This window comes from Pseudomonas sp. B5(2017), from assembly GCF_002112825.1.
Taxonomy (GTDB): domain Bacteria; phylum Pseudomonadota; class Gammaproteobacteria; order Pseudomonadales; family Pseudomonadaceae; genus Aquipseudomonas; species Aquipseudomonas putida_Z.
This window is the reverse complement of the sequence record NZ_NEIR01000001.1, coordinates 514,786-539,272: the sequence shown is the minus strand read 5'-3', so window position 1 is coordinate 539,272 and position 24,487 is coordinate 514,786. Positions and strand designations below refer to the sequence as shown.

The following is a 24,487-nucleotide window of genomic DNA, read 5'->3' as shown; positions in this document are numbered from 1 at the left end:
AATCATGAAGGCGTTGTCAGCCCTGCCTGCACAAGTGCGTCAGTACCTGCTGGTTACCGGCAACTACTGGGCCTTCACTCTCACCGACGGCGCATTGCGCATGCTGGTGGTACTGCACTTCCATTCGCTGGGCTACACGCCGCTACAGATTGCGGCGCTGTTCCTGTTCTACGAAGTGTTCGGCGTGATCACCAACCTGGTGGGCGGCTACCTCGGCGCCCGCCTGGGGCTCAACCGCACCATGAACATCGGCCTGGGCATGCAGGTGCTGGCCTTGCTGATGCTCACGGTGCCGGCAGCCTGGCTGACAGTGCCTTGGGTGATGGCGGCACAGGCGCTGTCCGGCATCGCCAAGGACCTGAACAAGATGAGCGCCAAGAGCTCCATCAAGCTTCTGGTGCCGGACAGCCAGCAAGGCACCCTGTACAAGTGGGTAGCCATTCTCACCGGTTCGAAAAACGCGCTAAAGGGCGTGGGCTTCTTCCTTGGTGGTGCCCTGCTCGCCCTGCTCGGCTTCACCCTGGCGGTGCTGGCCATGGCGGCGGTACTGGCATTGATCTGGATCGGCAGCCTGATCCTGCTGAAGAAAGACCTGGGCAAGGCCAAGGCCAAACCGAAGTTCCGCGACATGCTGTCCAAGAGCCGGGCCATCAACATTCTCTCGGCCGCACGGCTGTTTCTCTTTGGCGCCCGTGACGTCTGGTTCGTCGTGGCTTTGCCGGTGTACCTGAGCACGGCTTTTGGCTGGGACTTCTGGCTGGTCGGCGGCTTCCTGGCTGCATGGATAATCGGCTACGGCATCGTCCAGTCGCTTGCGCCCCACATCACTGGCAAGAAACGCGGCCATGTGCCTGACGGTCGCGCGGCCTTCATCTGGGCGATTGCCCTTGCCGGGCTGCCGGCGCTTATCGCCCTGGGCCTGTCGGCAGGCTGGTCGGCGCAGGTGGTGCTTCTGGGCGGGCTGATGCTGTTCGGCGTGCTGTTCGCCGTGAATTCGTCGCTGCACAGCTACCTGATCGTCAGCTATGCCAAGGAAGACGGGGTATCGCTGGATGTGGGCTTCTATTACATGTCCAACGCGCTAGGGCGGCTGGTCGGTACGCTGCTTTCCGGTTGGGTATTCCAGGCTTACGGGCTGGGAGCCTGCCTGTGGATCTCCACAGCGTTTGTTCTGCTGGCTGCCCTGATTTCTATCGCATTGCCAAGGCATGCTGCCGGGGTGCTCCAGGCTAGCGAAGAGGAAAAGGTAAAGGGGTGATCCACAGCTGCCCACAATCGATCCTTGGCTGTCGTTCTGCCCAACAGAAATCATTGTGGGAGCGGGTTCACCCGCGAACACCGGCACAGCCGGTGCCATCCACCGCGGCGCCTGCTTCGCGGGTAAACCCGCTCCCACAGAGTACGCGTCGCGCTTACAAAATCAGTTATCTTTTAGCGTCCGCTTTGGGTCCATAGCGGTTGGTCTCGGATGGCTGCTAACGACCCGGCGCTTACACTGATCCACGCTCTGTTGCTTGTACCGGCCTCTTCGCAGCACAAGGATGCTCCTACAAAGGACGCGTCAGACGAGCGATATTTGTTCTCTGCGCGACAGCGCAGCCCAAAGGGGCTGGGCAATCTTCCTCGGGAATATCACCAGCCTTCATGCATGCGCTGTACCTGTGGGAGCCGCGCTTGCCGGCGATGGGCCGCGAAGCGGCCCCGGTTACAGATGCCGCCATGCCTTTGCGCATGGGACAGCGTCGCACACCGTGCTGACGGTGTTCGCCCACAGCATGATGGGCACCTTTCAACCCGCCTACCCTGCCTCCCTGCCAAAGGCGTAATCCTTGAAAACTGACCACCCGGTCCCATGGGAGCACTGTACATGCCTATCGACTTCAGGCCCGCTCAAGCCTCGGACGCGCACGATATTGCGCGCTTCTTTCAACTGACATCGGAGGGCATGGCCGATTACATATGGAGCAAGCTTGCCGCTCCTGGAGAAGCATTGCTGAGCGTCGGTGCGTCTCGCTATGCCAGGGAACAAGGCGACTTTTCCTACAAGAACTGCCTGATGGCCACTTTCGAAGGGCGTGTCATCGGCATGATGCATAGCTATGCCTTGCGCGAGACCCCTGACAGGTCTGTCGAGGCAGACCCGGTCCTCGCGCCTTATTCCGACATGGAAATACCCGACACCTTGTACATATCCAGCCTGGCCCTGGATGAAGCCTGGCGCAGCCAGGGGCTGGGCGTCCAGTTTCTTCGCCACGCCCAGCAGCGCGCCGAGGAGTCTGGCCTGAATGGGCTATGCCTGATCGATTACGCAGAAAACCACGGTGCACGCCGCTTCTACGAACGTCACGGTTTTCAAATTGTTAAAACCTGCCAGATAGTTCCGCACCCGATGCTGGGCGTAACCGGTGAAGCCTATTTGATGTATCGCCCTAACCAAAACGTGCTCGAGAAAAAGCCATGAACAAGAAACTGACCGTGTTCCGCGAACTGGATATCCAACCGATACGCGACCTTCCCTTTTTTGAAGAGGTCGTGGAAGGCACCCCTCATACGCTGACGTCCAAGTACTATCACGATGAACAGCAAGGTCGCATTTCCGGAGAATGGGAAGCCAGCACCGGAGCGTGGCGCATCGACTACAAGGTTTGGGAGTTCTGCCATGTCCTGAGTGGATGCTGCGTCATCGAGCTTGAGGGTTGCGCCCCCGTCAAACTGGCCGCTGGTGACACGTTCATCATCGAACCGGGCGCCAAGGGCAAATGGACCGTGCTGGAAGACATGAAAAAGAACTTCGTGATCCTCTTGCCAGCGAACTAGGCACGGCAGGCCACAACAGCCCTCTACCTCACGGCTGCGCTGTCGCGCATGGAACAGAGCCTTTGTGGGAGCGGCCTTGTGTCGCGAAAGGGCCGCAAAGCGGCCCCAAGCAGGTAAAGAAACAGCGTAACCGCCTCGGCGGGATCAGTCGTCGTGGCGGTGTTTGTTGCGCCAGCCGTAGTGATTGCCACGGTCGTGGCGGTGACGACGCCAGCCCCGATCATCGTCATCGTCGTCATAATCACGATAGCGATGCCCGCTTTCGTCATCGTATTCCCGGCCCATGTGGTTGCCCAAGGCACCACCCACACCGCCACCGGCTGCTGCGCCGATCATGCTGCCAGTGGTGCCGCCCATCTTGCGACCCACCACGTTACCGCCAGCTGCACCCAGTGCGCCGCCAATGGCCGCCTCGCCACGGCTGTGCTTGTCGGCCCCCACCGCCCCACCGGCCGCGCCACCCAGGCCCGCGCCGATTGCCGAGCCGGTGCTGCCGCCGATCGACTGGCCGACGACCGAGCCCAATACTCCACCCAATGCGCCACCTATACCTGCTTCGGTATTGCCGCCTGCCGACGCAACGCCGCTCAGCAGGCCAAGTGACAACAAGAGAATCGAGGAGTACTTCATATGTGAAAGCCTCAGAGGGATACGGAGGCGATCCTGAGGCTCTGCACAGGGCCTTACAATGGAAATCCGACGAGTGACACGACTTGGAAAAATTCTCCAAGTTACTGTTTTCCCAACGGAAACTTTAGGGATTTTCGCTGGTCACAGGCTGATTGCGAAAGGCCTTTCCAGTGTCGCGCTGGATGCTACCTGCTGGCCCTGTAGGAGCGGCCTTGTGTCGCGAAAGGGCTGCGAAGCAGCCCCAGCAACTTATGCGTCTGCACCGAAACCCTGGGGCTGCTTCGCAGCCCTTTCGCGACACAAGGCCGCTCCTACACAGCGATAAGTCCTGCCCCGTCAGCTGTGCCTCTACTCCACAAACACTACTTTTCTACCCCAAAGCTTGCGTGACCCAAACCACTGGATCAACAAGGTGAAAAGTGCGCCGAGCAAAGCCAAGGCCATGTCCTTTTGCGCATCCCAAGGGTCTTGCTGGGTCGCGAGAAAGGCTTGTGCCCGGTCATCGCCCAGGTATTGGCCGCCTATCCATTCCAGCAGTTCGTACAGCGCCGATGTCGCAAGCACGAAAGAAACAGCGCACAACGCCAACCAGCCGCCCCGCAAAAGGACCTGGCGCTGGAGCAGTTCCCTGATCGGCAAGACGAACAGAAGGCCGTAGCTCAGATGCACCAGACGATCGAACTGGTTGCGTTGCCAGCCCATCCAGGCATTCAGAGAGTGATCGGTAAGCGCACGCAGCCAAGCGTCATAGGGAACCTTGGCATAGGTGAAATGCGCGCCTAGCTCATGAATCGCCAGCATCACCATGATTGCCAGGTAGGCATGCCACGAAAAGCGCCAATAGCGGCTGGTTGCAGCCAAGGTGAGCAGGAGTGCCAGCGGCAAAACGTTTTCCAGCCACCAATCTGCACGGTCATGCGGCGCAACCCCCGAGGCAAGCACCATCAACGTGGCCGATGCCAGCACACCCGCAACCTGCCTTGGCGTGGCCGACGGGGCAAAGCTTGTTTGCGACGCTGGATTATTGTTCATGGCTTTACGCTCGGCTTGAGCACGGTTGAGCCTGACAGGGCAGCTAAAGTTTCCTCCGGTAGCTGTTTTCAGCTGAAGCCATGTCACCCCAACGACTTCGTTACGTTGGCTGGGGCCGGTGGCACTGAAACCTGCCACTGGATGATTCCACCTGAACTTTACCTCCCCCCTTGGCTTCCCCTGCATAGACCACCCGGACCCGCCACTGCAGGAGATGAACCAATGAGAGCACTGACATACCACGGAAACCAGGACGTCAGGGTCGACAATGTCCCCGACCCGATCATCCAGGACGAGGACGACATCATCCTCCGGGTCACCGCTACCGCCATCTGCGGCTCCGACCTGCACCTCTATCATGGCAAGATTCCACAGACCGAGCCGGGTGACATCTTCGGCCACGAGTTCATGGGCATCGTCGAAGATACCGGCCGCGGGGTGACCAACCTACAGGTCGGTGACCGCGTGATGATTCCCTTCGTGATCGCCTGCGGCAGCTGCTTCTTTTGCCAGCTCGACCAGTTTGCCGCTTGCGAAACCACCAACACCGGCCGCGGTGCAATCATCAACAAGAAAGGCATCCCGCCCGGGGCCGCACTGTTCGGCTATAGCCATCTGTATGGCGGCGTGCCCGGCGGCCAGGCGGATTTCGTGCGGGTGCCCAAGGCCAACGTCGGCCCGTTCAAGGTGCCTACCGCCCTGCCGGACGACAAGGTGCTGTTCCTCTCGGATATCCTGCCAACAGCCTGGCAGGCCGTTACCAATGCGCAGGTCGGCCCCGGCTCGACAGTAGCCATTTATGGCGCCGGGCCAGTCGGCCTGCTGAGCGCAGCCTGCGCGCGCATGCTGGGCGCCCAGACGATCTTCATGGTCGACGACAATGACTACCGCCTGGCGTTCGCTCGCGACGCCTACGGTGTGGTGCCGATCAACTTCGAGCAGGATGATGACCCGGCCGACAGCATCATCCGCCTGACCCCAGGCATGCGCGGCGTGGACGCCGTCATCGACGCGGTCGGTTTCGAGGCCAAGGGCAGTACCACCGAAACAGTACTGACCACGCTGAAGATCGAGGGCAGCAGCGGCAAGGCGCTGCGCCAGAGCATCGCCGCGGTGCGCCGGGGCGGCGTGGTCAGCGTGCCTGGGGTCTATGCGGGCTTTATCCACGCGTTCATGTTCGGTGATGCCTTCGACAAGGGCCTGACGTTCAAGATGGGCCAGACCCACGTGCAGAAATTCCTTCCTGAACTGCTCGAACATATCGAGGCCGGGCGCCTGGAACCGGAACTGATCGTCACCCACCGTCTGGCCCTGGAAGAAGCGGCGTTGGGTTACAAGTTGTTCGACCAGAAGCAGGACGACTGCCGCAAGGTCATCCTCGTGCCGGGCGCTGCCGCCGGTACATTGGGACCTGACCATGCATTCGGGGGGATACAGCGATGATCGAACTGCCCATGACTCATTGAATCAGCAGGGAACCTGTGGGAGCGGCTTTAGCCGCGAACACCGGCGCAGCCGGTGCCATGCACCGCGTTGAATTCTTCGCGGCTAAAGCCGCTCCCACAGGTTACGCGGACCGCTTGCGTTGCGTTCATCACGAGCTGTTTTCTGCGCAGTGGAATCATGGGACGTGCCAGTTGACCCATCAGGACGCTGCGCGTCATTGTCCCGTTCCTCTTCACCTTGGGTTCCGCTGCGAGGTGTCTCCGATCCTTTCTTCATTTCCCCTCCTACCCCTTGCTATGTTCAGGCGACGACGGCCCGGTACCGCGTTTGATTCCACGCGGCCCAAGCACGCCCCAGATGGCAAGGCCGACAATGGGCAGCGCCAACAGCAACAGTGCCCACATCGCCTTCGTCACGTCGCTCTTGTCACTGCGGAAAACACTGACGATGGCCCACAGATCGAGCAACACGATGATCGCCGCAACAGCGATCCAGAAATACGTCACAGGCTCGGTCATGATCACTTCTCCTCCGGTTGTTCCGGCAGCAGCGCGTGGCCCGCGCTACCACCCTCCTACCCAGAGGAAGCCAGCAAGCGGAACAAAGTTCAGGAAGCTTTCCCCGCCATTGATCGGTGGCACAAGCAATGAACCAATCCCGCAGGAAACACGTCCACCACAAGACAACGCACGAGTGACTATCCATGACGACCGACCCCGTACTCGAGGCCCTTGATTACCTCAAGGCCCACAAGCTGGTACTGACCACGGCAGAATCCTGCACGGCCGGTGCCATGGTTGCGCTGCTGGCAGCAGTGCCGGGGACCGGTGAGGTACTGGAAAGCGGCTACGTGGTGTACTCGCCCAGTGCCAAGAAACGTCTGCTCGGCGTCAGCCCGCAGACTATCGAGCGCTACGGCCTGACCAGCGAGGCGGTAGCCTGGGAGATGGCGCTCGGCGCTTTGAAAGACAGCGACGCCACCGTCGCCATCGCCAGCACGGGTGTTGCCGGGCCGGATCCGCAGGGTGCCATCGCCCCGGGCACGGTGTGCTTTGCCTGGGCCTTTGCCGGCGAGCCCTTGGCCGTGTTCACTCGCAGCCAGCGCTTTTTTGGCGAGCGCGCGGAGGTAATCCGCCAAGGCGCGCTTTACGGGTTGTCGCACCTGGCCCATTACCACCAACGCTGGCTGCGCGGCGAGCGCGCCTGAGGACTACGTGAGGGGCTACAAGAGGGGCTACGAGCATGGACGAAGACGAGCTGGCTTCAAGGCACCACCCCGTCGAAGAAGACATGCGAATGCAGCAGCGGGTCTGGCGTTTCGAACGGGTAGGATGGTACGCGCTGGTGCTGGTCGTGCTGCTGGGCCTGGCCGGGTTGTTCGGCAACGGTCCGCTCAGTGACGCCCAGCTCATGAGTGAGGACGGCCGGGTGCATGTGGAGTATCAGCGCCTCAGCCGCAGCGGCACCACCGACAACCTGCTCATCACGGTTCGCGGTACTGCCGGGGAGCCTGTGATGTTGTTGCTCGGGGGGACCCTGCTACGCGAAGCCAGCATCGAAACGCTGCAGCCAGAGCCGCAAGTATCGCTTTCCCATGGCAGGTCGCTTCTGCTCCAGCTTGGCACCAGCAAAGAGGGTATCGCCACCCTCTACCTGACCCTGCGCAGCGAACACGTCGGCACGCTCGAAGGTGTTGTCAGCGCCGGCCCGGGCAGCGCAGTGCATTTCTCGACCTTTCTCTACCCGTAGGAGCGCGACATGGACTCCATTCTCCGTGCGACAGGCATGTACATCGCGCTGATGCTGCTGTTTCGCGTGGCTGGCAGGCGCTCGCTGGCAGACTTGACCACCTTCGACTTCGTCCTGCTGCTGATCATCGGCGAAGCAACCCAGCAGGCATTGCTCGGCGAGGACTTCTCGTTCACCAACGCCATGCTGGTGATCGCCACACTGATCGTCCTGGATGTCGGCCTTTCGCTGGCCAAGCTCAACTCCAGGCGCCTGGCCCGGCTGGTCGACGGCCACGCGACACTGGTCGTGGACCATGGGCGCTTTCTCCACCACCGAATGCGGCGGGCGCGGCTGACCGAAGACGACATTCTCGAATCGGCGCGGGACAGCCAGGGCATCGAAAGCGTCGGGCAGATCAAGTTCGCCATCGTCGAGCGCAACGGCAAGATCTCGATCATCCCACAGGAGTGACCCTGCCGCACCGGTGCAACCTGCGTGGTTTCTTGCGGGTGCAGCCTTCGCGAAACCAGTACGTTGATCATCCTCTTTGAACCTTGGCGCGCGGGCCCTACTCCATCGAAGGCAATCGTGATTTTTCCAGCCCCTAAGAGGTGTTGCATGAACGCTATCGATTTGTTGATCCAGGACCATGAGCTGGTGAAGAAGCTGCTGGAGGAACTGTCCTCCACCACTGAGCGCGCAGTGAAGAAGCGCGCCGAGTTGCTCGAACGCATCAAGCAGGAAGTAAGCATCCACACCGCCCTGGAAGAAGAGCTCCTGTACCCGGCCATCAAGCAGGCCGGCGGCAAGGAAGAAGCGAAGATGTATTACGAAGCCAAGGAAGAGCACCGCACCGTCGACTCGCTGGTGTTGCCGGACCTGCTGCAAACCGAGACCGGTACCGTCGAGTTCGCCGGGCGGGTCAAGGTGATGAAGGAACTGTTGGAACACCATATCGAGGAGGAAGAAAGCGAGCTGTTCCCGACCGCCCGCAAGCTGCTGGGCAAGCAGGAACTCGATGAGCTCGGCCAGGCCATGGAAGCGCAGAAGAAACTGCTCAAGGGCGAACAGCGTGCCGCGTGATGGAGGCCTGGATCGACTTTCTTGAATGGCCCGCCATGGTCCTGACGGTACTTGCCGCCTGGTGCATCGGCTCACGGCGCCCAGGCCGGCGCAAGCTGGGTTTCTGCTGCTTCATTGCAAGCAACGTGCTGTGGGCCGCCTGGGGGTGGCAGGCGCAAGCCTGGGCGCTGATCCTCCTCCAAGGCTGCCTGTGCGCCATGAACCTGCGGGGCTGGAAGAAAAACACTGCCGTGGAGTCGGGCTGAAAGCCCGGCCCATGCCTGAAAGCCCAACGGCGAGGAGCCAGACCATGATCGAACCCAATACACCCGACCCGTACGTGGACGAAGTACCCCACAACCCAGGCGAGCCTGTGCCTGAACAGGAACAGGAGCAGCAAGCGCCCGACTGGCCCGAAGGCCAGGTGCCACCAGAGGAGCAGTCCGACGGCTGAGGCTCACCTGACGAGTGGCGTTGCCTGCTTCGCCGGCAATGCCGCTCCCCCAGTCACCAATCCTGCGCAAGGAGGCAAGTGTCTCATGAGTGATCGCATCATCGCCTTGTTCACCGATACCACACTGTTCGGAGTTTCCGTTCTCAATTTTTTGCTGGCACTGACGGTAGCGCTGTTGACATTCCTCGTGGCGCGGGCGGCCATCAGTTTCATGCTGCATCGGGTCAGGCGCTGGTCCGAGCGTGACGGCGCGCTCAGCCAGGTGCTGGCCAAGGTGCTCGCCGGGACCAGCAATTTTCTGCTGTTCCTTGCCTCGCTGCTGGTGGGCCTGAGCATGCTCGACCTGCCCGAGCGCTGGCTGACCCGGGTCGGGAGCCTGTGGTTCGTGGTCGCGGCATTGCAGATCGGGCTGTGGGCCAACCGCGCCATCGGCCTGGGCCTGAGTCGCTACTTCGCCCGGCATCGCACCGACGGCTTGAACCAGGGCAGCGCGCTGGCCACGCTGTCGGCATGGGGCGCGCGGGTGCTGTTGTGGTCAGTGGTGCTGCTGGCGATGCTGTCCAACCTGGGCGTGAACATCACCGCCTTCGTCGCCAGCCTGGGGGTAGGCGGTATCGCCGTTGCACTGGCCGTGCAGAACATCCTCGGCGACCTGTTCGCCTCGCTATCCATCGCCGTCGACAAGCCGTTCGAAGTGGGCGACTTCATCGTCATCGGCCCGCTGGCCGGCACGGTGGAGCACGTGGGGCTGAAGACCACACGCATCCGCAGCCTGGGCGGCGAGCAGATCGTCATGGCCAACGCCAGCATGATCAGCAGCACCATCCAGAACTACAAGCGCCTGCAGGAACGACGGATCGTATTCGAGTTCGGCCTGTCCTACGACACGCCAACCGAGGCCGTGAAGAAAGCACCCGCCATTGTCGAGGAAGCGATCAAGGCACAGCAGCAGGTGCGCTTCGACCGTGCCCACCTGCGCGGCTTCGGCAAGGAGGCGCTGGAATTCGAGTGCGTGTATATCGTCAAGGACCCCGGCTACAACCTGTACATGGACATCCAGCAAGCGATCAATTTCCACCTGCTCGAGCGCTTCTCGAAGGTGGGTGCAAAATTCGCCGTACCGGTACGCGCGATCAAGGTCACGGCCTTGCCAGAGGAATCGAAGCGCGGGCCTCAAAGTATTCACGTGGGGTAACCCGCCCCCGTGCATGTCCGCGCTCCAAGCATTCCGTCGCTTTCACGGCACGGCCGTGGGTAATGCAGGCCGAACAGAAGGTGACCAACCCGCAACGGAGTATCGCCATGAAGATCACGAAGCCTCATTCGTTACTGCTCGCGCTGTACCTGGGGGTCAGCGCACCTGTGGTGCTGGCAGCCACCGACATGAACGATCAGCGTGCTCCTGGCACGCAGCCGCATGACAGTGGGCACATGAACGGCCAAGGCGGAGCGACCGGCTCCGGCACGCCTGCGGATGCCATGGGGACGGGCTCTGGCGGCACCGATAGCAATGATACTGACAATACCGGTGGCGATGGCACTACCGACCGATCGGGTAGTGACAGCAATGGATCGGAACGCGGCAACGGGACCGGAGGCTCCGGTGGTTCGGGCTCCAGCGGTAGTTCCGGTAGTTGAAGGTTCGCTCGAACTGCCCTACGGCCGACGACGCGTGCTCAGCTCGATCCAGACTGGTGTATGGTCGCTGGCCTTGGGTTCGTTACGCACCCAGGCATCGACACCAGCCCGCTTCAGGTAAGGCGCGAGCTCGGGGTTGAGCAGCAGGTGGTCGATACGCAACCCGGCGTTGCGGGCCCAGTGGTTGCGGAAATAATCCCAAAAGGTATAGATGCGTTCGTCCGGATACAGATGACGAATGGCATCGACCCAGCCTTGATTCAGCAGTTTCTGGTAGCACGCACGTGATTCGGGCTGCAGCAGCGCGTCCTTCATCCAGGAGCGCGTGTTGTAGATATCCATGTCGGTAGGCACCACATTGAAATCACCCGCCAGCACCGCGGGATGACCACTGTCATGCAGCCCTTTCACATGGGCGATCAGGCTTTCGAACCAGCGGAGCTTGTAATCGAATTTCGGCCCCGGTTGCGGGTTGCCGTTCGGCAGATACAGGCATGCCACCAGCACTCCCTGCACGGCTGCCTCGAGGTAGCGGCTCTGGTTGTCGTCCTCCATGCCAGGCAGGCCACGACGTACTTCCAGCGGTTCGCTGCCCCGCGCCAGAATGGCCACGCCATTCCACGAAGGCTGCCCTTGGTAGAGGCAACCATAACCCGCCGCTTCGAGCGCCTGGCGAGGAAACTGCTGATCCGCCGCCTTGAGTTCCTGCAGGCAGGCGATGTCGGGCTTTTCCCGCTCCAGCCAGGCCAGCAGTGCCGGCAGCCGGCTACGAATGCCGTTGATGTTGAACGTGGCAATCTTCAGCGCTTTCATGCGTCGGGGTCGCTGACGTGGGCCTGCACGGCATCTTCCAGAGCACGCACATGAGCGTCATCGGCCAATGCCTTGAGTGCCAGCCAGTCGTCCCAATCGATGGCGCCATCGTCACGCAGCGCCTCGGCGGTGCGCAGCAGTTCATGGTGGTAGGCATCCGGCGACTCACGGCGGTAACTGATGTCGTCGTACTGGGCGTACCAGGCCTCGAGCTCAGGGATGCTGCGTTCAATGCTCATAAGGGAGCCCTCACGGTGTCCTTTGCATTAAGAGCCTCAACCATGCAGCGACGTTCAAATCCGACGCTGATCGCTACGTTCAATGATCAAGCGGATCGATATCCTGGATCACTGAGCATCGTTTTTCATTGAATCACCGCGCCGTCACCATTAGCTCCACAAGCAACATCTGGAGCGGGTACATGGCCTCCCCCATTTTCAACTCAATGAGACAAGGCGCTGATGCAGCGGACCTTGGCGATAGCGTTTCCATCGTTTCTTGCGCAGCCATCGACGCCCTGGGGCTTGCACCATGAACTGCGGCCCATTCTGGGTGATCGTTTTCTTCGTGCTCATCAACAACGGCTGCTCGCTGCTAGGCTTCGGTGAAGGCTCGGTGGGAGGTGTGGCGCGGAGTATCGAGTCGCGAACGGAAATCACCATCGCCACCACGCTGCAACGAGCGCAAAAAACCAATGCAGGCGGCCTGCCGCCTGACGGCGGGCAACTGCTACCGGCGATATTTCTATTGGTTCGCGCCTGAGCCGTCAGCGGATGGGGAGAACAGCACATAACTCATTGAATCAACGGGGACTCTGTGGGAGCGGCTTTAGCCGCGAACACCGGCGCAGCCGGTGCCATGCACCGCGTTGGATTCTTCGCGGCTAAAGCCGCTCCCACAGGATACGCGCACTGTTTGCGGATTCAGTTCTCTACGCGACAGCGCAGCCCAAAGGACTGGGCGATATCCCACAGAACTGCGCGGGACCTTGTGGGAGCGGGCGCACCCGCGAAGAGGCCGGATCAGGCGACACATCACTTCGGGCCTTTACCAACCGCCAGCCGAACCGCCCGGACGCTGCGCATGAAACGAGCTCGCCGCGAACCAGGTTTCCCGGTTCGCGGCGTAATTGAAGCGTTACTCAGGCAATCAGGTAGGAATGCCAGCCAGTCGCCAGACAGGCGCCGGAACCGGTTCGGCCTGGCTGCGTTTGCGTGCCCACTGGGTCAGGGCAGCCATCATGGCAAAGCCAAGCAGGATCAGTACCGGATAAGCCAGCAGCAACTCGGTCAGCGAGTATTTCCAGGCCAGTGGCCGGCCAACGCCCAGCATCGCCGCATACAACCAGGACACACCCGACAGTGCGCCGGAGAACAGTGCGAACATCCGCACGCCAAAATTAAGGTCCAGCAAGTTGCCCGCTTTGAGCAGGGCAGGCAATACATAACGATGCAACAGCATGCCATTGAAGGTCAGCAACATGACAATAATGACCTTCGCTTGAAGTTTCGGATTGGCAAAATAGTTCATACCTTTATCGAGGTAGTCAATTCCAATCACTGCGGCGCCCGAGAGCCACAAGAATATCAGGGCATTGGCCACGGACTTCTGCAAGCTCGTCATATGCTTACTGTCATGCCCGGCCTCTTTATGACCTTTCAACAAGTTCCTGACCATCTCGGCGTCACTGGCGAATACCAGGCCAATGGCAATGCAACAGGCCAGTAAATGAACGTAAATCACCGACAACCGCACCAGCTCCATGGATTCTTTCTGCCCGAACAGGCTAATAATTGTATTAATCTCCACGACGTTTTCTCCACGTAATGCGTTAGCGCTAGATGACCTTGCAATAGGCGTGCGAACGATTTAATCGCAGCGGCAAAGCCAAATTCGAATCGTTAAATGAAAAAGCAGATCATTATTCAATACACACGGTGGCTCACCCGAAGAGCCTCGGTTGGGCATGGCATTGCTCCACTATTCAGGAAAAAAAAAGCCCCATGAGCATCCCTGCGATGCCGATGAGGTTGAACGTCCATAAGTTCTGGGGGAAAGGCGCGAGGTGCAATCACATTGAAGGCACCTGCTGGCAAATAGGAGTCAGCGTCGCCCAAATCGTTCATTTCTCGAGCAAAACGACCGACAGGCGGTACACTAAGTCAAGTTAGTTAGTTTGCTAAGTTGTTGTAATTTGACCGAGTGGAAAGTTTTATCGACAACTGGATCCAAACTTCGCAAGTGACTTTGAATGCTCTATTCCGCAGTTTCGCAGATCTCGTTTTGCAGGTGGCCGTGGCTGAAGTGCCATCAGTCAGGCCAAGACCAGACCCATTCCGATCGCCTCGCACTGCCAGCAGCCCGTCTGTCGCCTTCAGCCTGCCAACACCCTCAAATTTGTCCTGGGTGATGGCAGGCAGCGCAAATACCCTCAATGACTGCCCAATGCCGCAGACGCCACGCGCCCCGGCACCTCCTCATCGATCTGCGCCATGCTCAACCGCGATGTCTCGCGCAGCATCAGCGAACACACCGCAACCAGTGCAAGTGCCCCCGCGCCATACAGCGCCACGCCCAACGGGTCATGGTTGGTGAGGATCAGGATTGCCGTGGCGATGCTCGATGCGGTGCCGCCGCCCAGCGCGGCGCCAATCTGGTAGCTGGCCGAGATACCCGAGTAGCGCATGCTGCGCGGGAACTGCTCGCCGAGGAAGGCCGGAATAGGCCCTTGGGTCGCGCCCATCAACAGGCCGGTCAGGCTGTAGCCGCACAAGGCGATGGCGAAACTCTTCATGCCCACCAGGGAAAAGAACACGAACAGCCCCACGGCCATTGCCACTGCGCCGAAGCACATCACCGTGCGCCGCCCCAAACGGTCCGACAGGTAGCCGAACAACGGCGCAGACAGCACGATGGCGACCGACATCGCCAGGTCGAACATCAACGCCTCGGTGCTGCCAAAGCCCACCTGTGTGGCGTAAGTCAGGAAGAAGGTGCTGCCGATGTAGGCGATGGTGCAGTAACCGAAGGCGATCCCGGTGCACAGCAACAGCTGCCGCGGACGTTGGCGCAGGGCCGCGGCCAACGGTGCATGTTCAGGTTTGGTCACGGGCGTGGTGGCCGCTGCCGGTGCCCTCAGGCGCGCGTACAGGCCGATCAGCACCAAGGTACCGCCCAGCCAGAACGGGATGCGCCAGGCGAAATCGACCAGGTTGTCGTCAAACGCCGCGCTGACGATGGCGAACACCCCAGCCCCGAGGATGCCACCCACGCCAATCCCCATGCTTGTGAAGCTACCCCACAGCCCGCGTCGCCCCGGTGGCGCAGCCTCGATGCCGAACAGCGCGGCACCACCCCACTCCCCGCCAGCCGCAAAGCCCTGGACCAGGCGCAGCAGCACCAGCAGGATCGGCGCGGCCACACCGACGCTGGCATGGCCGGGCAGGCAGCCGATGAGGAAGGTGCTCATGCCCATCAACAGCAAGGTGGCAACCAGTACCTTCTGCCGGCCGATGCGGTCACCGAAGTGGCCGAACACCAGGCCACCCAACGGTCGGGCAAGAAAGCCCGCACCGAAAGCACTGAAGGCCACCAACGTGGCTGTCAAGTGGTCCATCTGCGGGAAGAACACCTGGGGAAACACCAGTGCGGCGGCGGTGCCGTAGATGATGAAGTCATAGAACTCCAGCGCCGTCCCCAGTCCGGAGACGCAGAAGGTTCGCAAGGCGGAACGGGATGACGCAGGGCGGGAATGTTGCGCATGCATTGTTGTTGTTCTCGTTCAGCGGCGTCGCCTTGAGCTGGCGGCACCGGGTTGGCTCAGAAAGTGTCGAAGCCGGCCTTGGCCAGTTGCACAGGCGTGCCGGCCACGTACTGCAGGGCACAGCGTTCGGTGTCGATGCCGACGCTGAGCAAGGTTTCCCAGCGCTCGGTATCGGGCATGGCCATGTCCGGGTGGAAGCAGATCGGCGCCCTGTCGCCCTCGGCGCCGCACATGGCCTCGGCCCGGGCACGCAGGTCAGCGCTGGTCATCTGACCGACCACCTGCTCGAGGTGGCCCAGGCGGCATTGGGTATCGGCACGGTCGGCGACCTGCTCGCCCAGGCCCAGCTCTGGGTCGAGGAAGTGATTGGTGTGCAGCAGCCAGCCGTCTTCCCGTGGCAGGACCAAGGCGGTGCGCGCGGGGCTCAATTCGATGCTGGCCGCGCGCGGGCTGCGGTCCTGGCGGGAGAACACTGTCAGCACGGTGGAGGCACTGACCCGCGCCGAACGAGCAAGCTCGATGGCCTCCTCGACACTGCTGGCCTCCTCCAGCAGACGCCGGGCGATGGCGTGCACCGGCACACCACCACTGTCGTTGTCACTGGTGTGGTGGAGGATATTGAAGTGCAGGCCGAGGCCCGCGCTGTTCACACCAAGCTTGGCGAGCATGCCGAACTCGCAGAACAGCTTGACGTTCATGCCGCGCTCGGTGTGCAGCGCCAGCATCAGGCCATGGGGGCACAGGCTGTCATGCCAATCCCAGGTCTGCAGGGTCCGCGGCGCACGTGCGCCACGGGGTGCATGCACGGTGGTGGAGCATTCGCTGTGGCGGGTTCGGGCCGCCAGTACTTCAGTGCGGGCGTTCAGGCTCGCCAGCTGCCACAGCGGCAGCTCGGCACCGCTGGCCATGCCGGCCACTTCAGCGGCCAGGCCCGGGCCCCAGGCTTCCAGGGCTGCCAAGCTGTTTTCGCCGATGCGCTGCGCCTCACTCAAGGGCACGCCAACCCGCGAGAAAAAGCCCAGGTACAGTGCAGTGGTGGTACGGATCTGCTCGGCGAAGCGCGCGCCAATCTGGTGGCCACGCTCGAGGGGGTTGCGGATGTCGCTGACATGGGTGTGGATCTTCAAGGCGGGGAACTCCTGGTACAGGCCGCGGTGGTCAGGCAAGCACCGCTAGCCTAACGAGGCCTCCCCCAATCGATCATCGCCACAACCCGCACAACTTTTGTGCCCCGATGGAAAAACTCAGCTCCGTGCCAGCGCCTGCGCGCCCTGCCCGTGCAGGTGCTCATGCAGCAAGGCAATGAACGCCTGCACCTTGCGGGTATTGCGCCGGTGCGGCAGATACAGCACGTGCACCCACGGGCCGAACGCGCTCAGCGCCCGCCAGTAGTCGGGCATCACCTCCACCAGCTGCCCGTTGGCCAGGTAGGGGGCGGCACACCAGGTGGGTACGAACTGCAAGCCCTGCCCATCGAGCAGGCAGGCCAGCAGGAAGTCGAAGTTGTCGCTCACCAGTCGAGGGGTGGGCTGACGCACACGCAGCGTCTGGCCGCCGTGTTCGATCCACCAGAAGCTGCGGTTGAGCAGCGGGTGGCGCAACAGCAGCCAGTCGTGTTGGGCATAGTTCTCCAGAGTGATCGCCTCGCCTTTTTGGGCCAGGTAGGCAGGGCTGGCGCAAAGGATCACGCGGTTCTCGATCAGCGGCTGGGCGATCAGCTCCGGCTGATCGGTGGGGCCGTCGCGCAGCGACAGGTCGTAGCCGCCATCGATCAGATCTTCGTTGGCATCGTTGAGGTTGACCTCCAGGCGCACCTGCGGGTGCTCGCGCATGAAGCGGCAACACACCTGGTTGAGAAACGCGGGGCCGAACGACGGTGGCGCGGTAATGCGCAGGGTACCGCGCAGCGCGTGCTGCAACTGCTCCACTTCCTCGGTCACCCGTTGCAGGTGCATCAACGCCTGGCGCGCGCCTTCCAGGTACAAGGTACCGGCCTCGGTCAGCGCCATGCGCCGGGTGGTGCGTTCGAACAGGCGCACGCCCAGTTCGCTCTCCAGGTGCGCAACAGCCTTGGTGATGGCAGACGGCGTCTTGCCCAGTTGCTCGGCCGCACGGCTGAAGCTGCCGTGCTCGGCGGCAGCGACGAAGATGGTCAGGGCCATCATCTTGTCCATGGTTTCTTCCTGTTCGGCACAAACGGTGGGAGTGATGCGAGGGTGGCGAGTATCTGCCCCTCCTATCAAACCCGCAAATGCCGGCGATTTGAATAGGCACGGCAAGGTCCGCTGCTTGCAGCCTGGCAAATACGGGCTCGGGATTCTTTCCTCATCACGAAAAAAGTTGTGCCTGCCCTCGCCTTTATCCGCCCTGGCCCCCTGGCTAGGCTGCGGCGCCATCACGACAAGAACGAGGCACAGCATGAAGCAGCTCCTGAAGATGGCAATCAGCGCCGGCCTGGCCTGCACCTGCATGCCGGGTTTCGCGGCAGTGGACCTGATCCTGCACAACGCCAAGGTCTACACCGCCGAGCCCGGCCAGCCCTTGCAGCAGGCCGTGGCTGTCGAGGGCGAGAAAATCGTCGCGGTAGGTTCCGACCAGGCCGTGCTACGCCTTAGGGCCGAAGGCACCCGGGTCATCGACCTGGGTGGCAAGGTGCTGATGCCGGGCATGCTCGACGCCCACTCGCATGCCATAAAGGGTGGCCTGCAACTGGTGCTGGCCGACCTCGCCGGCGAGCAGGTTGCCCTGGACGAACTGGAACGGCGCCTGCGCCAGTGGCGCAGCGACGGCAAGGCCGTGCGCGGCGAGTTCCTTGTCGTCGGTGGTGTACCGGGCACCTACTGGAATGACATTCCGGCGCTGGAACAGCGGTTCAACCACGGCGAATGGGCCGAGCAACCGATCCTGTTCGCCGCCAACGACATGCACACCGGCTGGGCCAACCAGGCCATGCTCAAGCGCGCCGCAATCGATGCCGACACCATCGCTGCCCTGCCTGCCGAGGCACGCAACACCATCGGCCAACACCCGGACGGAACCCCAAACGGTTTCCTCGCCGATGCCAGCTACTACCCGGTGACCGACCTGCTGCCCGCGCTGCCCCATGCCACCCTGCTGAGCGCAGGGCGCATGGCCCTTGACCACTACAAGCAACTGGGCATCACCGGCTGGATGGACCCGCTGGCCAACGAGCTGCCGGGGGCCGATGTGAACAACCATTCGCTGGGCGTGCTGCCGGTGTACAAGGACCTCTCCGCGCGCGGCGAGCTGACCGCCCACGTCGCCGCCCTGCTGATGGCCGATTCCAGGGCACGCCCCGCCGACCTGGACGAACTGGACAAGGTACGCCGGCAATTTCTCGGCGTGCACAACCTCACCCTGCCAGGCATCAAGGTGTTTGCCGACGGCGTTGCCGAAGCGCCAGCGCAAACGGCGGCGATGCTCGAGCCCTACAGCAACTCTGGCAAGCACGGCGAACTGCTGCTGGACCCGAAGCACTTTGGCGAGCTGGTCAGTGCCGCCGACGCCCGTGGCTGGCTGGTGCACGTGCATGCCATCGGCGACCGCGCCGTGCGCGAGGCGCTCAACGGCATCGAGCAGGCACGGCGTGATCGCCACAGCGGCATCCCCCATTCCATCACCCACTTGCAGATGGTCAACCCCACGGAATACGCCCGCTTCAAGCAGCTCGACGTGATTGCAGCAATGCAGCTGTACTGGGCCAGCGCCGACCAATCGAACATGGAGCTGGTCAAGCCGTACGTGAACGCCATGGCCTTCATGCACACCTTCCCGGCCCGTTCGCTGCTCAAGCATGGCGCCACCCTTGCCGGCGCCAGCGACTGGCCGATCACCACCCCGGACCCTTGGCAGGCGATCTACCAAGCCATCAGCCGCAAGGGGCCCAAAGGTGTGCTCAACGCTGCTGAAGCCATCGACCGCCAGGTGATGTTCCAGGCCTATACACTCAACGCCGCCCGCACCATGCGCCTGGAGCAGCAGATCGGTTCGCTCAAGGTTGGCAAGCAAGCCGACATGATCGTGGTTGACCGCGACGTGCTCGACGTCGATGCCGAAACGCTGCGCGATACCCAAGTGCTGCAGACCTGGTTTGCCGGGAAGCTGATCTACGCGCGCTGACCTGCGGGCCTCATCGACGCGGTCTATCAGCTCATCCATTCCATCGATTTGACCGCGTCAAATTGCCTCATGTAGCTTGCCGCCCTCTTCGCAGCTGGCCCAAAGGTGCGCGTTACACCTTTGCGCCAGCTGCGCAGCCTACCCGTACTGATCAAGCCCCACCACGGCGTGCCTGCCAGTTGCGTCGCCGTCACTGTGTTCGAGTTTGCGAAATGTCCGTCAATAGCCCCACCCGTATCACCGAGCTCGTCATCGAGAGCGGCGTCAAAAAAGCCCATCTATCCACCCATGCGACACTGGTCCTGGGGTTTCTCGCAGGTGCATTCATTTCGCTGGGGTTTCTCCTGGCTATCCACGTCAGCACCATGATCCCGGTACAGTGGGCCTCGTTCGGCACACTGCTGGGCGCCGCGGTATTTCCCATCGGCCTGATCCTGGTGATCCTGGCCGGTGGCGAACTGCTCACCGGCAACATGATGAGCCTGCCCTTGGCGATGTTCGCCCGGCGTATCGGCCCAGGCGCCGTGGCGCGCAACTGGCTGCTGGTGACCGTCGCCAACCTGTTCGGTGCACTGTTCGTTGCCGGGTGCTTCGGTCACCTGCTGGGCCTGACCGAGGGGGCCTACCTGAACAAGATGTTGGCGGCTGCGACCAGCAAGACCAACGCCGACTTCCTCCACGCCTTCGTGTCCGGAATCGGCTGCAACTGGCTGGTGTGCCTGGCAGTGTGGCTGTCGTATGCCAGCCGTGAAATGAGCGGCAAGATTCTCGGCATCTGGTTCCCGATCATGGCGTTCGTCGCCATCGGTTTCCAGCACGTGGTTGCCAACATGTTCCTGATTCCGGCAGCGATCTTTGCCGGGTACTTGAGCTGGGGGCAGTTGGCGGAGAACCTGGTGGCCGTGTTCCTGGGGAATGCGGTGGGTGGGGCGATCTTCGTGGGGTTGGCGTACTACGTGTCCTACGGTGTGCCTTCGCAGGAAGCGTGCGAGGTGCAGTGAGGCATTGCGCAACCGCGGTGTCTGGCACCGGCTTGGCCGGTGTTCGCGGCTGAAGCCGCTCCCACAGGTACAGCGCAAGCCTTGCGCCAGGCGCGGTTCTGCAAGCTGCGCGTATCGCCTACCGTTGCTGACGCAGTCGGGCTGTAGCCTAATGCCGGTCGTTTAGGCAATTGGGGCCGCTTTGCGGCCCTTCGCGGGCTTCCCCCCCCCACAGGTTTTCATTCGGGCGTACCAGTGCCGATCTAGAAGGGCAACAGGTAGCGCAACGTCAGCTGATTGCCCTCGGACCGGTTCCTTGCACCTTGCTCGACATAGAAGTTGGCGTAGAACGCCTGCTTGCCTCTGCTGTACATCACGCCAGGCCCCAGGGCCAGCACGCGCTCCTTGGACGCTGACTGCCGGTGGCCGTCGATCCGGTCGGCCGATATCTGCCCCAGGTGATAACCGGCAAGGCCCACCCGCCAGGCATTGGAGATTGCGTAAGACACCGAGAAGTTGCTGTGCACCGCCTCGCCGGGCTGGATGTCGTCGGCCTGCAATCGCCTGGCAGGGTCTTCGTTGCGGCTCGACCAGGCGTAATGAAGGCGCCCACTGACCTCGAGCCGGTCGGTCAGCTCCCAGGTAAAGGCGTAATGCGGGCTGACCACCCACAGGTTGCTGCCGACGTTGATGCTGGCATCACGGTCGTAATCCCCGGTGGGCGCGGTGATCACCAGGTTCAAACGCTGCCAGTACGGGCGCCCGAACAGCTGCACCGGCGCCCATTGCAGGAGCAACGGGCTGAAGATCAGGTCGCCCTGGCGCGTGCGTGAACCGTCCGGGCCGTTGTCGATATCGACTTCCAGGTGCACCAGCGGCAACAGCACTTCCATACCGTAGTTGGCGCCCAGCAGCTTGTGCTCGGTGATGTAGGCCAGGTGCGGCAGCACCGTGGTGCTGTGCACTTTCTGACGCCCCGGCACCGCACTGCCGTGGCTGTCCGTGGCGTCCTGGGCGCGATAGTGCTGGATCGGCAGTTCGAACAGCATGCCTGGCCGTACGACGCCATCCAGGAAGCTGGTGTTGCCCAGCGGCAACGGCGGCAGGCTGACAGCATCGGCCACGACTTCTGCGCTGCCCAGTGCCGTCGCCAGCGACAACAGTGCAGCGGACTTTCTGTAAGGCCTCATCCAGGTCTCCTGTGGGCATTCATGTTTCAACGCCAATCTGGAAACGTTAGTGCTCTCACCCTGCATGCGATAGAGCTGATAGATTGGTCACAGAGTTCCATCTGGTGAACGATCGAACATGGAAGACCTGAACGACCTGTATTACTTCGCCCAAGTCGTCGAGCACGGCGGTTTCGCGCCGGCCGGGCGGGCACTGAACATTCCGAAATCAACACTCAGCCGGCGCGTCCTGCAGCTGGAGGAGCGCCTGGGCGTACGCCTGCTCCAGCGTTCCACCCGACACTTTTCGGTGACCGAGACGGGCCAGGAGTTCTTCCAGCATTGCAGGGCCATGCTGGTGGAAGCGGAAGCGGCCCGATGGGTGGTCGAACGCACCCGCGCCGAGCCCCAGGGCACCGTCCGCATGAGCTGCCCGACAACCCTGCTGCATTACCGGGTTGGCGGGCTGGTCAGTCGATTCATGGCCGAAAACCCGAAAGTGAAGGTGCACCTGGAACCCACCAACCGCCGTGTGGATGTATTGGGCGAAGGCCTCGACCTGGCGCTGCGGGTGCGCTTCCCGCCGCTGGAGGACAGCGACCTGGTCATGCGCACACTGGCCAGGAGCCCACAGCGGCTGGTCGCGAGCCCCTCGCTGGTGGAGCGGCTGGCGCTGCAGCTGCCCGTCGAACCAGAGCACCTGGGTGAGCAGCCGAGCCTGGATTGGGGGCCACCCAGGGACCACATCTGGCAACTTGAAGGGCCCGACGGCGCGCATGCCGAAATCCGCCACACGCCGCGCTACATCACCGATGACATGAGCGCACTGCGGCAGGCGGCGCTTGACGGTGTAGGCATCGTGCAATTGCCGTTCATGGTGGTTGACCAGGACCTGGATAACGGCCGCTTGGTGGAGCTCAACCCGCAATGGGAACCGCGCTGCGGCATCGTCCATGCGGTGTTCCCTTCCCGCCGCGGCCTGTTGCCCTCAGTGCGCAGCCTGATCGACTTTCTGGCCGAACATATCTGGGAATGACCGGCGCTATGCCGGCGCCTGGCCGATGTCAGGCCGGGGCCGCCTTGCGGCCCTTCGCGGGCACGCCCGCTCCCACAAGTACGGCTGCGCTGTCGCGTAGAGAACTGAATTCGCAAGCAGTCCGCGTCACCCTGTGGGAGCGGCTTTAGCCGCGAAGAATCCAACGCGGTGCATGGCACCGGCTACGCCGGTGTTCGCGGCTAAAGCCGCTCCCACAGGGGCCCTGCTAATTCAACGAGTTATGTGCAGTTCTAGGAGAGCTGGCTTGCATGACCAAGCATCATCCCTTCAGCGGGCCTGTGCGTCGTGGCCAACGCACATCACGCAATCAGAACAGGCTGATCGGGTAATCGACGATCAGGCGGTACTCATCGGCACTGGAGTTGCCGCGGGTATTGCCGGGCGCGGTATAGCCATCACCCTCGCGGTGCGTTGCCCAGCGCAGGGTCAACGACAGGTCCTTCGCCGGGCCGGCTGGCACCTGGTACTTGAGGGCAAGGTCACGTTCCCAGTGCTTGGCGTGCTTGCCGTCCGGGTTGTAGATATAGCCATAACCGACGCTTGCTGGGTCGACCCGGGTGAGGTCGGCCTCGCCCCGGGTGTAGGCCGCGATGAACTGCAGCGCAGGCGCCCCCAGCGGCGCCAGGCTGGTTTCGTACTGCAGGCGCCAGGACTTTTCACCGGGGCCGTTGAAATCGGCAAATTGCTGGGAGTTGCTCAGGTAAAGGAAGACACGGTCGTTCTGCGTGATGTAGTCGAACGGCGTTCGGCCGTCGACCTTCTGCAAGCCCAGGGTCAGGGTCTGGCCATAGGCTGTCGCGGAGATACCGGCGCTGTAGGTGTCGTTATCGATGTCACCCAGCTGGCTGCGCCCTTGGTCCCGGGTCTTGAAATAGTGCAGGTAGGGTTTGAGCAGTAGCGCATCATTGACCCGAAACACCTGCGAAACCCCCAGGTAATACTGATTCCAGATGTCTTCCAGCTGGCCGCCATAAACGGTCAGCTGCAGCCCTTGCGGCCGGCCATACACCGCGCCAAGCCAGCCGATATGAGGGCTTTCGCGGTCCGCCGCCACACCCGCGCTGTTGCGCGCGCCATAGGCGGTGACCAGGTGGGAGTGGCCGCTCTGGTTGCGCAGCCGGGTAGATTCCGCGAACCCGGCATCCAGCCACAGGTCGTCGATGCCATGGTTCTTCAGGGTGACGCCACGATACGTCTGCGGGAACAGGCGGCTTGTGCCGCTCGCCACCACCGGGTTCTCGACCAATTGGTCGCCGGCCTTCACTAACGTGTCGAGGTACCTCAGCTTGAGCGCCGCGCCGGCACTGGAAAACGTGTCACCCGGCTTGAGCGATGAGTCCAGCGGGAGCAAGCCAGCGCCGCCACTTCCACCGCCGCCATCGAGCTTGATGCCGAGGAAGGCGTGCGCATCCACGCCCAACCCGACAGGCGTATCGGTGAAGCCCGAGCGGAACGAAAACAGAAAACCCTGGGCCCATTCGGTCGGGTCGCGGGGTACCAGGTCAGAGTGGTTATCGCGCTGGAAATAGTAGTTCCTCACCAGCGCATCCAGGCGCGCGCCTTCGACCAGACCGGGCGGGATGCCCAGTTCCACGGCCTGCCGGTCATTGACACCGGTGAAGATGTTGTCCTTCTGGCCCAGGGCGTTGTCGGCCTGGGCAGGCGCCGCAAGCACCAGGCCGAGCCCCAACGGGCAAAGCAGCAGGCGCCGATTCGCGTCGAGGGTCGCCATCGCCGTGCACCTCATGCCCGCCA

The 24,487-nt window shown here is 62.2% G+C and carries 28 protein-coding genes; 16 read left to right on the top strand and 12 right to left on the bottom strand.

Annotated elements, in window-relative coordinates:
* The first annotated feature begins 4 nt into the window (after positions 1–4).
* The 3 genes from arsJ (at position 5) to CAG00_RS02495 (ending at position 2,817) form a co-directional block, all read left to right on the top strand.
* Entirely contained in the window at positions 5–1,258 is a 1,254-nt protein-coding gene (gene arsJ, locus CAG00_RS02505) for an organoarsenical effux MFS transporter ArsJ (protein ID WP_085663398.1), read from the top strand.
* Between the two features lie 609 nt (positions 1,259–1,867).
* Positions 1,868–2,461 carry a GNAT family N-acetyltransferase gene (locus CAG00_RS02500; protein ID WP_176240846.1) on the top strand — a complete coding sequence of 198 codons (594 nt, stop codon included), beginning with the start codon at positions 1,868–1,870 and terminating at the stop codon, positions 2,459–2,461.
* Entirely contained in the window at positions 2,458–2,817 is a 360-nt protein-coding gene (locus tag CAG00_RS02495) for a cupin domain-containing protein (protein ID WP_085588129.1), read from the top strand. The genes CAG00_RS02500 and CAG00_RS02495 overlap by 4 nt, the downstream gene beginning before the upstream one ends.
* A gap of 144 nt (positions 2,818–2,961) precedes the next feature.
* Here CAG00_RS02495 and CAG00_RS02490 read toward each other — a convergent pair whose 3' ends face one another.
* Both CAG00_RS02490 and CAG00_RS02480 read right to left on the bottom strand, forming a co-directional pair.
* Positions 2,962–3,447, bottom strand: coding sequence for a glycine zipper domain-containing protein (locus tag CAG00_RS02490; protein WP_025339507.1), 486 nt, complete (start codon positions 3,445–3,447; stop codon positions 2,962–2,964).
* A gap of 348 nt (positions 3,448–3,795) precedes the next feature.
* Positions 3,796–4,617, bottom strand: coding sequence for a DUF2238 domain-containing protein (locus CAG00_RS02480; protein WP_256578943.1), 822 nt, complete (start codon positions 4,615–4,617; stop codon positions 3,796–3,798).
* A gap of 84 nt (positions 4,618–4,701) precedes the next feature.
* On the opposite strand from CAG00_RS02480, the gene CAG00_RS02475 reads away from it, so the two are divergent.
* Positions 4,702–5,922, top strand: a complete 1,221-nt coding sequence (locus CAG00_RS02475) for a zinc-dependent alcohol dehydrogenase (RefSeq protein WP_085663395.1) — start codon at positions 4,702–4,704, stop codon at positions 5,920–5,922.
* 50 nt (positions 5,923–5,972) lie between these two features.
* Here the strand turns inward: CAG00_RS02475 and CAG00_RS28770 are convergent, their stop codons facing one another.
* Complete coding sequence (locus tag CAG00_RS28770; RefSeq protein ID WP_176240845.1) at positions 5,973–6,143, bottom strand: hypothetical protein; 171 nt, start codon at positions 6,141–6,143, stop codon at positions 5,973–5,975.
* A gap of 66 nt (positions 6,144–6,209) precedes the next feature.
* The gene (locus tag CAG00_RS02470; RefSeq protein WP_004376302.1) at positions 6,210–6,443 is read right to left on the bottom strand and encodes a PLDc N-terminal domain-containing protein; all 234 of its coding nucleotides are present in this window, start codon (positions 6,441–6,443) and stop codon (positions 6,210–6,212) included.
* Positions 6,444–6,628: 185 nt separating this feature from the next.
* Here CAG00_RS02470 and CAG00_RS02465 point away from each other — a divergent pair, with 185 nt between their 5' ends.
* The 8 genes from CAG00_RS02465 (at position 6,629) to CAG00_RS02435 (ending at position 10,810) form a co-directional block, all read left to right on the top strand.
* Positions 6,629–7,132 carry a CinA family protein gene (locus CAG00_RS02465; protein WP_085663394.1) on the top strand — a complete coding sequence of 168 codons (504 nt, stop codon included), beginning with the start codon at positions 6,629–6,631 and terminating at the stop codon, positions 7,130–7,132.
* 35 nt (positions 7,133–7,167) lie between these two features.
* Positions 7,168–7,674, top strand: a complete 507-nt coding sequence (locus CAG00_RS02460) for a hypothetical protein (RefSeq protein ID WP_085663393.1) — start codon at positions 7,168–7,170, stop codon at positions 7,672–7,674.
* A gap of 9 nt (positions 7,675–7,683) precedes the next feature.
* Positions 7,684–8,127 carry a DUF421 domain-containing protein gene (locus tag CAG00_RS02455; RefSeq protein ID WP_025339511.1) on the top strand — a complete coding sequence of 148 codons (444 nt, stop codon included), beginning with the start codon at positions 7,684–7,686 and terminating at the stop codon, positions 8,125–8,127.
* Positions 8,128–8,274: 147 nt separating this feature from the next.
* The gene (locus CAG00_RS02450) at positions 8,275–8,739 is read left to right on the top strand and encodes a hemerythrin domain-containing protein (protein ID WP_025339512.1); all 465 of its coding nucleotides are present in this window, start codon (positions 8,275–8,277) and stop codon (positions 8,737–8,739) included.
* Positions 8,739–8,984, top strand: coding sequence for a hypothetical protein (locus tag CAG00_RS02445; protein WP_025339513.1), 246 nt, complete (start codon positions 8,739–8,741; stop codon positions 8,982–8,984). The genes CAG00_RS02450 and CAG00_RS02445 overlap by 1 nt, the downstream gene beginning before the upstream one ends.
* 44 nt (positions 8,985–9,028) lie before the next feature.
* On the top strand, positions 9,029–9,172 hold the full coding sequence (locus CAG00_RS28765; RefSeq protein WP_155951623.1) for a hypothetical protein: 144 nt from the start codon (positions 9,029–9,031) through the stop codon (positions 9,170–9,172).
* An 85-nt stretch (positions 9,173–9,257) separates the two neighbouring features.
* Complete coding sequence (locus tag CAG00_RS02440) at positions 9,258–10,367, top strand: mechanosensitive ion channel family protein (RefSeq protein WP_085663392.1); 1,110 nt, start codon at positions 9,258–9,260, stop codon at positions 10,365–10,367.
* 107 nt (positions 10,368–10,474) lie between these two features.
* On the top strand, positions 10,475–10,810 hold the full coding sequence (locus tag CAG00_RS02435; protein WP_256578941.1) for a hypothetical protein: 336 nt from the start codon (positions 10,475–10,477) through the stop codon (positions 10,808–10,810).
* An 18-nt stretch (positions 10,811–10,828) separates the two neighbouring features.
* On the opposite strand, the gene xth is transcribed toward CAG00_RS02435, so the two are convergent.
* Together xth and CAG00_RS02425 are read right to left on the bottom strand one after the other, a co-directional pair.
* A complete protein-coding gene (gene xth / locus CAG00_RS02430) occupies positions 10,829–11,623 on the bottom strand; it encodes an exodeoxyribonuclease III (RefSeq protein ID WP_085663390.1) in 795 nt (264 codons plus the stop codon).
* The gene (locus tag CAG00_RS02425) at positions 11,620–11,862 is read right to left on the bottom strand and encodes a hypothetical protein (protein WP_003257678.1); all 243 of its coding nucleotides are present in this window, start codon (positions 11,860–11,862) and stop codon (positions 11,620–11,622) included. Before CAG00_RS02425 ends, xth begins: the two co-directional genes overlap by 4 nt.
* A gap of 292 nt (positions 11,863–12,154) precedes the next feature.
* Between CAG00_RS02425 and CAG00_RS02420 the strand changes: the two genes are divergently transcribed.
* Positions 12,155–12,385 carry a hypothetical protein gene (locus CAG00_RS02420; RefSeq protein WP_085663389.1) on the top strand — a complete coding sequence of 77 codons (231 nt, stop codon included), beginning with the start codon at positions 12,155–12,157 and terminating at the stop codon, positions 12,383–12,385.
* A 387-nt stretch (positions 12,386–12,772) separates the two neighbouring features.
* On the opposite strand, the gene CAG00_RS02410 is transcribed toward CAG00_RS02420, so the two are convergent.
* From CAG00_RS02410 to CAG00_RS02395, 4 genes are all read right to left on the bottom strand, one after another.
* The gene (locus CAG00_RS02410) at positions 12,773–13,387 is read right to left on the bottom strand and encodes a hypothetical protein (protein ID WP_085663387.1); all 615 of its coding nucleotides are present in this window, start codon (positions 13,385–13,387) and stop codon (positions 12,773–12,775) included.
* A 667-nt stretch (positions 13,388–14,054) separates the two neighbouring features.
* Positions 14,055–15,389: an MFS transporter gene (locus CAG00_RS02405; protein ID WP_085663386.1), complete on the bottom strand. Its 1,335-nt coding sequence runs from the start codon at positions 15,387–15,389 to the stop codon at positions 14,055–14,057.
* Between the two features lie 53 nt (positions 15,390–15,442).
* Complete coding sequence (locus CAG00_RS02400; RefSeq protein WP_085663385.1) at positions 15,443–16,513, bottom strand: C45 family peptidase; 1,071 nt, start codon at positions 16,511–16,513, stop codon at positions 15,443–15,445.
* Positions 16,514–16,630: 117 nt separating this feature from the next.
* Complete coding sequence (locus tag CAG00_RS02395) at positions 16,631–17,560, bottom strand: LysR family transcriptional regulator (protein WP_085663384.1); 930 nt, start codon at positions 17,558–17,560, stop codon at positions 16,631–16,633.
* A gap of 244 nt (positions 17,561–17,804) precedes the next feature.
* On the opposite strand from CAG00_RS02395, the gene CAG00_RS02390 reads away from it, so the two are divergent.
* Positions 17,805–19,526, top strand: a complete 1,722-nt coding sequence (locus CAG00_RS02390) for an amidohydrolase (RefSeq protein ID WP_085663383.1) — start codon at positions 17,805–17,807, stop codon at positions 19,524–19,526.
* A gap of 212 nt (positions 19,527–19,738) precedes the next feature.
* Positions 19,739–20,527, top strand: a complete 789-nt coding sequence (locus CAG00_RS02385; RefSeq protein WP_085663382.1) for a formate/nitrite transporter family protein — start codon at positions 19,739–19,741, stop codon at positions 20,525–20,527.
* 242 nt (positions 20,528–20,769) lie between these two features.
* Here the strand turns inward: CAG00_RS02385 and CAG00_RS02380 are convergent, their stop codons facing one another.
* Positions 20,770–21,696: a transporter gene (locus CAG00_RS02380; RefSeq protein WP_085663381.1), complete on the bottom strand. Its 927-nt coding sequence runs from the start codon at positions 21,694–21,696 to the stop codon at positions 20,770–20,772.
* Between the two features lie 118 nt (positions 21,697–21,814).
* Here CAG00_RS02380 and CAG00_RS02375 point away from each other — a divergent pair, with 118 nt between their 5' ends.
* Complete coding sequence (locus CAG00_RS02375) at positions 21,815–22,711, top strand: LysR family transcriptional regulator (protein WP_085663380.1); 897 nt, start codon at positions 21,815–21,817, stop codon at positions 22,709–22,711.
* A 328-nt stretch (positions 22,712–23,039) separates the two neighbouring features.
* Here CAG00_RS02375 and CAG00_RS02370 read toward each other — a convergent pair whose 3' ends face one another.
* Entirely contained in the window at positions 23,040–24,464 is a 1,425-nt protein-coding gene (locus tag CAG00_RS02370; protein ID WP_085663379.1) for an OprD family outer membrane porin, read from the bottom strand.
* Positions 24,465–24,487: the final 23 nt, after the last annotated feature.

Bases quoted from the DNA above. Each gene is read 5' to 3' on its own strand.
- arsJ (WP_085663398.1), top strand. From the start codon at position 5: ATGAAGGCGTTGTCAGCCCTGCCTGCACAAGTGCGTCAGTACCTGCTG.
- CAG00_RS02500 (WP_176240846.1), top strand. From the start codon at position 1,868: ATGCCTATCGACTTCAGGCCCGCTCAAGCCTCGGACGCGCACGATATT.
- CAG00_RS02495 (WP_085588129.1), top strand. From the start codon at position 2,458: ATGAACAAGAAACTGACCGTGTTCCGCGAACTGGATATCCAACCGATA.
- CAG00_RS02490 (WP_025339507.1), bottom strand. From the start codon at position 3,447: ATGAAGTACTCCTCGATTCTCTTGTTGTCACTTGGCCTGCTGAGCGGC.
- CAG00_RS02475 (WP_085663395.1), top strand. From the start codon at position 4,702: ATGAGAGCACTGACATACCACGGAAACCAGGACGTCAGGGTCGACAAT.
- CAG00_RS28770 (WP_176240845.1), bottom strand. From the start codon at position 6,143: ATGACGCGCAGCGTCCTGATGGGTCAACTGGCACGTCCCATGATTCCA.
- CAG00_RS02470 (WP_004376302.1), bottom strand. From the start codon at position 6,443: ATGACCGAGCCTGTGACGTATTTCTGGATCGCTGTTGCGGCGATCATC.
- CAG00_RS02465 (WP_085663394.1), top strand. From the start codon at position 6,629: ATGACGACCGACCCCGTACTCGAGGCCCTTGATTACCTCAAGGCCCAC.
- CAG00_RS02460 (WP_085663393.1), top strand. From the start codon at position 7,168: ATGGACGAAGACGAGCTGGCTTCAAGGCACCACCCCGTCGAAGAAGAC.
- CAG00_RS02455 (WP_025339511.1), top strand. From the start codon at position 7,684: ATGGACTCCATTCTCCGTGCGACAGGCATGTACATCGCGCTGATGCTG.
- CAG00_RS02450 (WP_025339512.1), top strand. From the start codon at position 8,275: ATGAACGCTATCGATTTGTTGATCCAGGACCATGAGCTGGTGAAGAAG.
- CAG00_RS02445 (WP_025339513.1), top strand. From the start codon at position 8,739: ATGGAGGCCTGGATCGACTTTCTTGAATGGCCCGCCATGGTCCTGACG.
- CAG00_RS28765 (WP_155951623.1), top strand. From the start codon at position 9,029: ATGATCGAACCCAATACACCCGACCCGTACGTGGACGAAGTACCCCAC.
- CAG00_RS02440 (WP_085663392.1), top strand. From the start codon at position 9,258: ATGAGTGATCGCATCATCGCCTTGTTCACCGATACCACACTGTTCGGA.
- CAG00_RS02435 (WP_256578941.1), top strand. From the start codon at position 10,475: ATGAAGATCACGAAGCCTCATTCGTTACTGCTCGCGCTGTACCTGGGG.
- xth (WP_085663390.1), bottom strand. From the start codon at position 11,623: ATGAAAGCGCTGAAGATTGCCACGTTCAACATCAACGGCATTCGTAGC.
- CAG00_RS02425 (WP_003257678.1), bottom strand. From the start codon at position 11,862: ATGAGCATTGAACGCAGCATCCCTGAGCTCGAGGCCTGGTACGCCCAG.
- CAG00_RS02420 (WP_085663389.1), top strand. From the start codon at position 12,155: ATGAACTGCGGCCCATTCTGGGTGATCGTTTTCTTCGTGCTCATCAAC.
- CAG00_RS02410 (WP_085663387.1), bottom strand. From the start codon at position 13,387: ATGGAGCTGGTGCGGTTGTCGGTGATTTACGTTCATTTACTGGCCTGT.
- CAG00_RS02405 (WP_085663386.1), bottom strand. From the start codon at position 15,389: ATGCATGCGCAACATTCCCGCCCTGCGTCATCCCGTTCCGCCTTGCGA.
- CAG00_RS02395 (WP_085663384.1), bottom strand. From the start codon at position 17,560: ATGGACAAGATGATGGCCCTGACCATCTTCGTCGCTGCCGCCGAGCAC.
- CAG00_RS02390 (WP_085663383.1), top strand. From the start codon at position 17,805: ATGAAGCAGCTCCTGAAGATGGCAATCAGCGCCGGCCTGGCCTGCACC.
- CAG00_RS02385 (WP_085663382.1), top strand. From the start codon at position 19,739: ATGTCCGTCAATAGCCCCACCCGTATCACCGAGCTCGTCATCGAGAGC.
- CAG00_RS02380 (WP_085663381.1), bottom strand. From the start codon at position 21,696: ATGAGGCCTTACAGAAAGTCCGCTGCACTGTTGTCGCTGGCGACGGCA.
- CAG00_RS02375 (WP_085663380.1), top strand. From the start codon at position 21,815: ATGGAAGACCTGAACGACCTGTATTACTTCGCCCAAGTCGTCGAGCAC.
- CAG00_RS02370 (WP_085663379.1), bottom strand. From the start codon at position 24,464: ATGGCGACCCTCGACGCGAATCGGCGCCTGCTGCTTTGCCCGTTGGGG.